Source organism: Candidatus Methylomirabilota bacterium (assembly GCA_036001065.1).
Classification (GTDB): Bacteria; Methylomirabilota; Methylomirabilia; order Rokubacteriales; family CSP1-6; genus MNEF01.
In genome coordinates, this window is sequence record DASYUQ010000026.1 from 1 (window position 1) to 9,810 (window position 9,810).

The window sequence follows — 9,810 nt, forward strand, 5'->3', positions numbered from 1 at the left end:
GCACACGATCTTGCACTTCTGCTCTTCCATCCGCTCCCCGCACCGCTCGCAGACGTGTACCCACTCGATCCGGCCGCCGCCCCGGTCGATGGCGCGATCGTCCATCGACGTGAGCCTTGCATCACCGGCGCCAGGAAGTCAACGAGTCTGCGATGCCGTACACTAGGACTCACATGCCAGAAGCTTCCTGGGACGATCCCGAGCTGCTGCGCCACGTCTTCGAGCAGACGCGGATCGTCCGCCGGCCGCTTCGCGGGATCATCACCGGCTACCACGTGCTGCCCTACATCCTCGTCGGCGCCGAGCGCGACCAGCCCGGTCGGGCGGTGGAGGTGCGGGGGCGGATCCGCGTGTCTCCCCGCCTGGTCATCGCCCCCGGGCGGGACGGGCCGACCTATGGCGAGCTGTTCGGCGAGCGCGAGCTGATGCACCACGCGCTGGTCGCGCGCGTCTTCAGCTTCCGTTACGCCTCGCGGGTCGCGCTCGAGAGCGAGGAGCTCTCGATCCGCCGCCAGGGCCGAGACCCCGAGGGCCATCTCGAACGGGTGCTGGAGGAGCTGGCGCAACGGGAGGTCATCGACACCGGCGTGATCGTGTCTCCCGACGCGCGGTTCTATCCCGTCTCGGTCGACCGGTTCATCCGGGAGATCCTGGACGAGGAGTTCCGGGGCTAGGACTCCGGCGGGCGCGGGTCAGACGATCTTCCGCTCGCGCAGGCTCCTGATCGCTGCCGCGTCGTAGCCCAGCCCCCGGAGTATCTCGTCGGTGTGCTCCCCCAGCATGGGCGCCGGCCGGCGGATCGCGCCGGGCGTGCCGGAGAGTTTGTAAGGGATGCCAAGGATGCGCGTCCGCCCCGCGCGCGGGTGGTCGACCTCGACCACCATCTGGCGCTGGCGTACGTGCGGGTCTGCGAAGACCTGATCGTAGGTCAGAATGGGACCGGCGGGCACTCCGGCCCCCTCCAGGCGTTCGAGCCAGACCGAGGTCGGCGCTGTTGTAAATCGTTCCTCGAGGAGCGCAGCCAGCGCTTTGCGATTCCGGACGCGGAGGGCCGGCGTGGCGAAGCGGGGGTCGTCGACGAGCGTCTCCAGCCCGAGCAGTCCGCAGATCTGCGGCCAGAAGGTCGGGGAGCCGCCGCCCAGGTTGATCCAGCCGTCGGCGGTGCGGAACGCCTGATACGGCGCGTTGGTGCGATGCCCCTGGCCCAGCCGCGGAGGCACCTCACCCGTCGCGAAGTGCGCGGCCGCCTCGTACACCGCCCAAGCGATCGGCGTTTCGAGGAGCGAGGCGTCGATCTGCTGGCCCTGGCCCGTGCGAGCGCGCGCCTGCAGCGCGGCCAGGACGGCGAGGGCCGCGAACATTCCGGCGCCGATGTCGGCGACGGGAACGGGCACCGGCAGTGGCGGGCCGTCCTCCTCGCCGTTGATCGACATCAGCCCCGCCATCCCCTGCGCGATGCGGTCGAACCCCCCGCGCGGGGCATAGGGTCCGGTCTGCCCGAAGCCCGAGATCGAGCAGTAGATGACGCGCGGCGTGTGGGCCCGGACGTCCTCATAGCCGAGACCCAGGCGGGCCGCCGTCCCCGGGCGCCAGTTCTCGACGATCACGTCGGCGCGCTGGGCGAGGCGCCGGGCCAGCGTGCGCCCCTCGGCAGTCTTGAGGTCGATCGTGAGGCTGCGCTTGTTGCGATTGACGATCATGAATGGCGCCGACTCGCCGGCGATGTGCGGGCCCCCGGCGCGGGCCTCGTCGCCCGTCCCGGGGCGCTCCACCTTGATCACGTCGGCACCCAGGTCGCCCAGCAGCATCGTGCAGTAGGGGCCGGCCAGCTGGTTGGTGAGGTCGAGCACGCCGAGGCCGTCGAGGGGCGGGACCGCCATGATGAGAGCGGAGTGTACGCGCCGGCGCCGCGGCCCGTCAAAAGCCGCCGCGGCCTTGACACCCCGCGGGGCCGGATGCTATTCGTGATGGGCTCTTATCCCCCAGGAGGACCACTCATGACACGCAAAGCTTTCGGCGCGCTCCTCGCCGCCGTCGCCGTCTTCGCCACGAGCTTGGGTGCTCACGCGCAGGAGCCGATCCGTATCGGCGCCTCGCTCTCCCTGTCCGGCACCTACTCGGCGCTCGGACAGAACCAGCACCGTGGCTACCAGCTCTGCGCCAAGCACGTGAACGAGAAGGGCGGGGCGCTGGGGCGGAAGATCGAGTTCGTGCTCTACGACGACCAGTCCCAGCCCGCCACCGGCGTGCGCCTCTACGAGAAGCTCGTCACCCAGGACAAGGTCGATGTGGTGATGGGCCCGTACTCGTCCGCCATCACCGAGGCGGTCGCCAACGTCACCGAGAAGTACAAGATGCCGATGGTGGCTCCCATGGCCTCCACGACGTCGATCTTCAAGAAGGGGCGGAAGTTCATCTTCATGGTCCAGTCCCCGGCCGAGGTGTACCTGGAGGGGCTCCTCGACGTGGCGGCCAAGAGGGGCCTCAAGACGGTGGCCATCATCAACGAGGACACCCTCTTCCCCAAGGCGACCGTCCAGGGGACCATCGAGCTGGCCAAGCAGAAGGGGCTCCAGGTCGTTTTCGTCGAGGCCTACCCCAAGGGCCACACCGACTTTTCGGCGATCCTGACCAAGGTCCGCGCGGCGAACCCCGACGTGCTCGGCGCCGCCAGCTACTTCGACGACGCGGTGGCCATCACCCGCCAGATGAGAGAGTTGAACGTGAACCCCAAGATGTACGGGGTGACGGTGGGCGGTGACCTGCCAAAGTTCTACGACCTGCTCGGGAAGAACGCCGAGTTCGTCTACGGCGCCACCCAGTGGGAGCCGGAGCTGCCGTACCCCGGCGCCAAGGAGTTCACCGAGGCCTACAAGCGCGAGTTCCCCGCCGCCGACCTCTCCTACCACTCCGCCGGCGGGTACGCCGGCTGCCAGATCCTGGTGGAGGGGATCAAGCGCGCAGGCTCCCTCGACGGCGAAAAGATTCGGGATGCGATCCTCAAGATGGACCTCAACACCGTGTACGGCGGGTTCAAGGTCGACAAGGACGGCTTCCAGATCTCGCACAAGATGGTGATGTTCCAGTGGCAAGAAGGCAGGAAGGTGATCGTCTGGCCGGACGAGCTGGCGACCGGAAAGGCGAGGTTCCCCACGCCGCCGTGGAGTCAACGCTGACCCCTTCCCCCTCTCGGCTGGACGCGGGGTGGCAGGACGGCAAAGAGGTCATGGTCTGGCCCGACGACGTGGCGGCGGCGAAGCCGCGGTTGCCGACATCGCCGTGGAGCCAACGATAGACGGGGCGGCGGATCGAGCGCCGGCTCTGCCGGCCGCAGCCGTTGGGGTGGTTCGGAGGGGACCGTGAGGCCCCCTTCGACCAGGGAGTTCGGAGGGGGCCCCCTCCGATTGTCCTGATGTCCGTCACCATCACCCCCACCATGGTGGGCCAGGTGGTGATCTCCGGCCTCCTGGCCGGCGCGCTCTACTCCATGGTCGCGCTGGGGCTGGCCCTGATCTTCGGCGTCATGCGGGTCATCAACATCGCGCACGGCACGCTCCTCATGCTGGGGGCGTACACGACGTTCTGGTGGTTCCAGCTCCTCGGCATCAACCCCTATCTCTCGCTGCTGGCGTCCATGCCGCTCCTCTTCGCCATCGGCCTGCTCCTGCAGTACACGCTGGTGACGCGGGTGGTGAACGCGCCCGAGCTGTCCTCGCTCCTGCTGACCTTCGGGATCTCGATCGCGTTGGTGAACCTGGCCCGGCTCGCCTTCACCGCGGACCTCCGATCGGTCGAATTCCTCACCGGCGCCTTCCTGGTGGGGCCGCTGGCGCTGTCCAAGTCGCGGCTGATCTCGTTCGCCGTCGCGGTGGCGATCACGCTGTTCGCCTACTGGTTTCTGCAGAAGACCAAGCTCGGCAAGGCCCTTCGCGCCACCTCCCAGTCGAGTGAGGTCGCCATGGTCTGCGGCATCAACGTCCCCCGCATTCACCTCTACGCCTTCGGCATCGCCTCGGCCCTGGCCGCCGCGGGCGGGAGCCTGGTGGCGGTGATGTTCGCCATCCAGCCGGAGATGGGGCAGGTCTACACATTCAAGTCGTTCCTGGTCATCGTGCTCGGTGGGGCCGGGAACTACCCCGGCGCCCTCCTGGGCGGGATGCTCCTCGGGCTCGTGGAGCAGCTCTCGTCGCTGTTCCTCACCACCCAGCTCTCGGAGGCGGTGGCCTACCTGCTGCTGGTCCTGGTCCTCCTCCTGCGTCCCACTGGACTCCTGGGGGGACGCGCGCGATGAGGCGGGCGGTGGCGGCGGCCCTGGCCGTGGCGCTCGTCCTCCTCGCGCTCTATCCCCTGGTGGCGACCGGGTACGGGATCCGGTTCATGCTCCAGCTGTTCATGTGGATTGCCCTCGCCCAGAGCTGGAACCTCATCTCCGGTCTCACCGGCTACGTCTCATTCGGGCACGTCGCCTTCTTCGGCACCGGGGCCTATGCCGGGGCGATTCTCATCGCCACCCACGGGTGGCACTGGATCCCGGCGTCCCTGATGGCCGGCGTCGCGGCGGTGATCCTGGCGCTCATCATCGGGTACCCCTGCCTCCGGCTGAAGGGGCCCTACTTCGCGATCTCGATGCTGGGGCTCAACGAGGTCATGCGGGTCCTCGTCTCCTACTTCGAGGGGCTGACCGGCGGCGGGCTAGGGCTCTCGCTCCCCACCCTGTACGCCAGCGTCGCGATCTACTACGCCACGGGGCTGGCGGCGGTCGCCGTCACCGCCGGCGCCCACCTCATCATCACCTCGCGCTTCGGGCTCAGGCTCATGACGATCAGGGAGGACGAGATCGCTGCCGAGGCGATGGGCATCGACACCGCCCGCCACAAGCTGTACGCCTTCCTGCTCTCGGCGTTCGTGCCCGGGGTGGTGGGTGCGTTCTTCGCCCGCGACCAGGGCTACATCGAGCCGATCAGCGTCTTTCCCCTCATCACCACCATCACGATGATCGTCATGGCGCTCTTCGGCGGGAAGGGGACGATCTGGGGGCCGGTCCTGGGGGCCGTGACCCTCTTCGTCTTCCAGGAGCTCGTCTGGGTCCGCTTTCTCTACCTCCACGAGATCCTCTTCGGCGCCCTCATCGTCGGCGTCGTTCTCGTCATGCCGCGCGGCGTGCTGGGGGTGCTCCAGCAGCGGTACCGGTTGCCGAGGACCGTCTGATGCGACCGGCGCCGCGGTCGGGGGCGACGGTGACGCCGATCCTCGAGATCCGACGACTCCGGAAGAGCTTCGGGGGCGTGACGGCCGTCAACGGGGTGTCGCTCGCCCTCGAGCCCGGGCGGATCTACGGGCTCATCGGCCCCAACGGCTCGGGAAAGACCACGCTCTTCAACTGCATCACCGGGCTCGAGCGTCGCGACGTCGGCGAGGTGTTCTTTGCGGGCGAGCGCATCGACGGCCGCGCGCCCCACGAGATCGCGCGGAAGGGGATCGGGCGGACCTTCCAGATCATCCGGGTCTTCCCCGAGCTGACCGCGCTCGAGAACCTACTCGTCGTCACCGATGGCGCGGTGTCGGAGGCGCGGAAGCGTGCGCTCGATCTGCTCCGCTTCGTCAAGCTCGAGCGGCTGGCCGGCGAGTACGCGGGGAACCTCTCCTACGGTCAGCAGAAGCTCGTCGAGTTCATCCGGATGCTCATGCGCGACCCCTCGCTGATCCTCCTCGACGAGCCGGCCGCCGGCGTGAACCGGACCCTCCTCAATGAACTGCTGGAGGCGATCGGCCGGCTGCGCGACCGGGGCAAGACGATCCTCCTCGTCGAGCACGACATGAAGGTGGTCATGGGCCTCTGCGAGATGGTGTTCGTCCTCGACCACGGCGAGAAGATCGCCGAGGGATCGCCCGGCGCGATCCAGGCGAACGAGCGGGTCATTGAAGCCTACTTCGGCCGTTAGCGCGGTGCTGCTCGGGGGGCTCGCCGCGCTGGTGGCCTCCCTCGGGTGGCGATCGCTCGCCTGGCCGCTGATCCACGACGCGCCCATCATGCACTACATCGCCTGGCGGATCACCGAGGGGGCAGCGCCCTACCGGGACCTCTTCGACATGAACGCCCCCGGCGTGTACCTGCTGCACCTGGCGGTGCTGCGCTTCGGCGGGCCCGGTGACCTCGCCTGGCGCGCGTTCGACCTCGCGTGGCTCGCGAGCGGGGCGCTGGCGGTGGGGGCGCTCGCCGCGCCCTGGGGGCTCGTCGCGGCGGCGGGGGGCGGGCTGTTCTTCGCCGTGCATCATTTGGCGGGCGGCGCCTGGCAGGCGGGCCAGCGCGACTTCCTGCTGTGCCCGCTCCTCCTCCTGGGCGCCCTCGGCGTGGCCCGGTGGCTCGAGTGCCCACGCCAGGCGACCTCGCTCGCGTGGGGCGGGCTGGCCCTCGGCGCGTCCATCACCATCAAACCTCACGCGGCGCTCTTCGCCGCGGCGCTCGGGCTCGTCGTGCTGGTCGGCGCCTGGCGCGCCGGCGCCGCGCTGCCGGCGACCATCTTCGTCGCCGGCGTGGCGCTGCCTCTGCTGGCGGTCGTCGGCTGGATGGCGGCCCTGGGCGCCTTGCCGGCCTGGCGCGCCGTCGCCCTCGACTACCTGGTGCCGCTCTACTCGCGTCTGGGCCGTCCCGTCCCCTGGGGGTTCCACCGGTGGCAGGCGTGGATTCCCGTCGGCGTCGCCGTGGCGCTGAGCCTGGGCAGCGCCGCCGCCCATCGACGGTTCACGCCTCGCCACGGCATCGCCGCGCTCGGCCTCGCCTACGGGGTCGTGCACTACGTCGGACAGGGCAAGGGCTGGGAGTACCACGTGTACCCGCTGGCGGCCTTCGCCGCCGTCCTGCTGTTCTCGGAGCTGGAGCCGATGCTCCGCTCGCGCCGGTGGGTGGCGGGGGCGCTGCTGGCCGGCAATCTCGCCGCCCTCGGGCTCCTGTTCGGCGCCAAGGGGGTCGAGGCCGGTGACGCGGAGTGGATCCGCGACAAGGAGCGGCGCGTGAGCGCCGTCGTCCGCGAGCTCGGCGGGCGCCTGGGGCCGGGCGACCTCATCCAGGTGCTCGACACCTCCGAAGGGGGCGTGCACGCCCTGCTCCGGCTCCGCGCGGTGCAGCCCACGCGGTTTCTCTACGACTTTCCCCTCTTCCACGACCCGAGCGCCCCGGCGGTCCAGCGGTTGCGGGCCGAGTTCCTGCGTGATCTGGGGCGCCGCCCGCCGCGGTTCATCGTGCTCTTCCGGCGGGGCTGGCCGGCCGGCGGCGCCGAGCGCGTCGAGACGTTCCCCGAGCTCCATCGCCACCTGGCGGCGGCCTACCGGCTCCACGCGCAGGGTGACGGGTACATCGTCTATGCGAAGCAAGACGATTCGTAGCATCATCCGGGCCTACGACGACCCCATCGTCCGCGCCTACTGCTGGGCTCGCTTCTGGATCCTGCGCCAGCGGTTCCTCGACGAGATCGGTCAGTACCTGCCCCCGGCGGGGCCGGTGCTCGACATCGGCTGCGGCTTCGGCCTGTTCTCGCTCTATTACGCCGCCACCGGCCCCCGCCGCTTCATCCGGGGGCTCGACATCAACGGGCGCCGGATCGCGCTGGCGCGGCGCGCCGCCGCCCGCCTGGGGCTCGACAACGTGAGCTACGAGGTAGGGGACGCCCGCGACTTCAAGGGCGACGGCGAGGTGCTGGCCGCCTACATGCTCGACATCGTGCACCACATCCCGCCCGCGGCGGTGGCGCCGCTGCTCGCCCAGCTCCGCCGAAGCCTGCCGCCGCGCGGGCTCCTGCTCCTCAAGGACGTGGACACGCGCCCGGCGCCGAAGCGCTGGTTCACGTGGGCGCTGGACAAGGCGATGGCGCCCGGCCGTCCCCTGCACTACTGGAGCGCGGAGGCGCTGAGCGGGACCCTGGAAGCGAGCGGCTTCGCCGTCCGCCGCCACCTCATGGTCGACGTGCTGCCCTATCCCCACATCCTTTATATCTGCGAGGCCCGTCCATGAAGGATGGAGCCCTGCTGACGGCCGAGAAGATCACCGGGGGCTACGGCAAGATCGACATCCTGCACGATGTCGCGCTGTCCGTACGGCCGGGCGAGATCGTCAGCATCATCGGGCCGAACGGCGCCGGGAAATCGACCGCGTTCAAGACGATCGTCGGGCTGCTCCGCCCGCGGGCCGGGACGATCACGTTCAACGGCGAGGACATCACGGGGCTGCGGCCCGACCTCGTGCTGCAGAGGGGCCTCGCTTACGTCCCCCAGGGGCGCATCGTCTTCCCCCAGATGACGGTGCTCGAGAACCTCGAGATGGGCGCGTACATCGTGACCGAGGCCGCGCGCGTCACCGCCGCGCTGGAGCGCGTGTACGCGCTGTTCCCGGTGCTGGCCGAGCGCCGGAAGCAGAAGGCCGGCACCATGTCGGGCGGCGAGCAGCAGATGGTGGCCATCGGCCGCGCGCTGATGACGGCGCCGAAGCTCATCCTGCTCGATGAGCCGTCGCTGGGGCTGGCGCCCAAGTTCGTGACCCTCATCTTCGAAAAGCTCGTGGAGATGAAGCGGGCCGGCTACACGCTGATGCTGGTCGAGCAGAACGCCGCCCGGGCCCTGGCCGTCGCCGACCGCGGCTACGTCCTCGAGCTGGGGCGGAACCGGTTCGAGGGCCCGGGCCAGCAGCTGCTGGCCGAGCCCGACGTCAAGCGATTGTACCTGGGCGGATGAGCCACCCGCTGTCAGCGCAAACGGGGTATCGCGTGCCGAGCGTGCTCCTTCGAGCGCCGGCTTTGCCGGCGCAACGAAAAGGGGTGGGGAGGTATCGGAGGGTGGTGGGGGAGGTCTCGGAGGGGGCCGCCGAGGCCCCCTCCGATGTATGAGCCCCCGCGTCACGCTCGTGCTGTGCGTGTACAACCAGCTCGCCTTGACCCGCCGCTGCCTGGAGAGCCTGCGGGCGACCCCTGAGCCCTTCGGCCTCGTCGTGATCGACAACGGCTCGACGGACGGCACCCGCGAGTTCTTCCAGCGGTTCGGCTCCCCGTTCCCGCTCCGCTACGACGCGTCGGGGAGCAACGCCTCGGTCATCGCCGCGCTGAACCGCGGATGGCGGCTGGCCCGAACCGAGTTCGTCTGTCTGCTGCACAACGACACCGAGCTGGTGGAGCCGGCCTGGCTCGGGCGCCTGCTGGCCGCGCTGGCCGAGCCGGGGATCGGCCTGGCCGGGCTGTACGGCGCCAAGCGGATCCGGAGAAACGGGCGCGTCGCGGGGCGGACGATCGTCCACAGCCTCGTCGAGGGCCCGACGGTGAAGGCGCCGTGGGAGGAGGTTGCCGTCGTCGACGCCGTGTGCCTCGGCCTGCGCCGCGACCTGATGGAGGCGGTCGGCGGCCTCGACGAGGGATATGGCTTCTTCCACGGCATCGACCGCGACCTGTCCATGGCGGTCAGGGAGACGGGACGGCGGTGCGTCGTCGTGCACGCGCCTTTTCATCACCGCGGTGGCGGAACGCGCACACGGGACTTCGCGGAGCGGCCCGACCGCGAGCGGGCCGACCTGGCCCAGCGCGAAGCGGCGCTGCAGCGGTTCGTCCGGAAGTGGGGCCACCGGCTGCCGTGCGACGTCCGCCCGGTGGGCGAGCGCCTCGGCGACTGGATCCGCGCGCACGTCGTGCGCTAGTGCCGTTCCAACTTGTTGATACTAAATCTGTCCACGAACGACGTACACGGTGCCTTCCTAGTGCCGTTCCAACTTGTTGATACTAAATCTGTCCACGAACGACGTACACGGTGCCTTCCTAGGCGCGAATAGTTGGA

General features: G+C 69.7%; 10 protein-coding genes. 9 read left to right on the forward strand and 1 reads right to left on the reverse strand.

The features are described 5' to 3' along the window. The first annotated feature begins 173 nt into the window (after positions 1-173). Positions 174-674 carry a hypothetical protein gene (locus VGV13_02375; protein ID HEV8639923.1) on the forward strand — a complete coding sequence of 167 codons (501 nt, stop codon included), beginning with the start codon at positions 174-176 and terminating at the stop codon, positions 672-674. A gap of 18 nt (positions 675-692) precedes the next feature. Here the strand turns inward: VGV13_02375 and VGV13_02380 are convergent, their stop codons facing one another. After that, entirely contained in the window at positions 693-1,880 is a 1,188-nt protein-coding gene (locus tag VGV13_02380; GenBank protein ID HEV8639924.1) for a CoA transferase, read from the reverse strand. 117 nt (positions 1,881-1,997) lie between these two features. On the opposite strand from VGV13_02380, the gene VGV13_02385 reads away from it, so the two are divergent. The 8 genes from VGV13_02385 (at position 1,998) to VGV13_02420 (ending at position 9,673) form a co-directional block, all read left to right on the forward strand. Continuing rightward, the gene (locus tag VGV13_02385; protein ID HEV8639925.1) at positions 1,998-3,176 is read left to right on the forward strand and encodes an amino acid ABC transporter substrate-binding protein; all 1,179 of its coding nucleotides are present in this window, start codon (positions 1,998-2,000) and stop codon (positions 3,174-3,176) included. 236 nt (positions 3,177-3,412) lie between these two features. Further along, on the forward strand, positions 3,413-4,291 hold the full coding sequence (locus VGV13_02390) for a branched-chain amino acid ABC transporter permease (GenBank protein ID HEV8639926.1): 879 nt from the start codon (positions 3,413-3,415) through the stop codon (positions 4,289-4,291). After that, the gene (locus VGV13_02395; GenBank protein HEV8639927.1) at positions 4,288-5,208 is read left to right on the forward strand and encodes a branched-chain amino acid ABC transporter permease; all 921 of its coding nucleotides are present in this window, start codon (positions 4,288-4,290) and stop codon (positions 5,206-5,208) included. The genes VGV13_02390 and VGV13_02395 overlap by 4 nt, the downstream gene beginning before the upstream one ends. Beyond that, complete coding sequence (locus tag VGV13_02400; GenBank protein HEV8639928.1) at positions 5,208-5,942, forward strand: ABC transporter ATP-binding protein; 735 nt, start codon at positions 5,208-5,210, stop codon at positions 5,940-5,942. The genes VGV13_02395 and VGV13_02400 overlap by 1 nt, the downstream gene beginning before the upstream one ends. Then, a complete protein-coding gene (locus tag VGV13_02405; protein HEV8639929.1) occupies positions 5,920-7,383 on the forward strand; it encodes a hypothetical protein in 1,464 nt (487 codons plus the stop codon). The genes VGV13_02400 and VGV13_02405 overlap by 23 nt, the downstream gene beginning before the upstream one ends. Next, positions 7,361-8,008 carry a class I SAM-dependent methyltransferase gene (locus tag VGV13_02410; protein ID HEV8639930.1) on the forward strand — a complete coding sequence of 216 codons (648 nt, stop codon included), beginning with the start codon at positions 7,361-7,363 and terminating at the stop codon, positions 8,006-8,008. The genes VGV13_02405 and VGV13_02410 overlap by 23 nt, the downstream gene beginning before the upstream one ends. Next, positions 8,005-8,724, forward strand: coding sequence for an ABC transporter ATP-binding protein (locus VGV13_02415; GenBank protein HEV8639931.1), 720 nt, complete (start codon positions 8,005-8,007; stop codon positions 8,722-8,724). The genes VGV13_02410 and VGV13_02415 overlap by 4 nt, the downstream gene beginning before the upstream one ends. A gap of 148 nt (positions 8,725-8,872) precedes the next feature. Next, entirely contained in the window at positions 8,873-9,673 is an 801-nt protein-coding gene (locus VGV13_02420; GenBank protein ID HEV8639932.1) for a glycosyltransferase, read from the forward strand. The last annotated feature ends 137 nt before the right edge of the window (positions 9,674-9,810 follow it).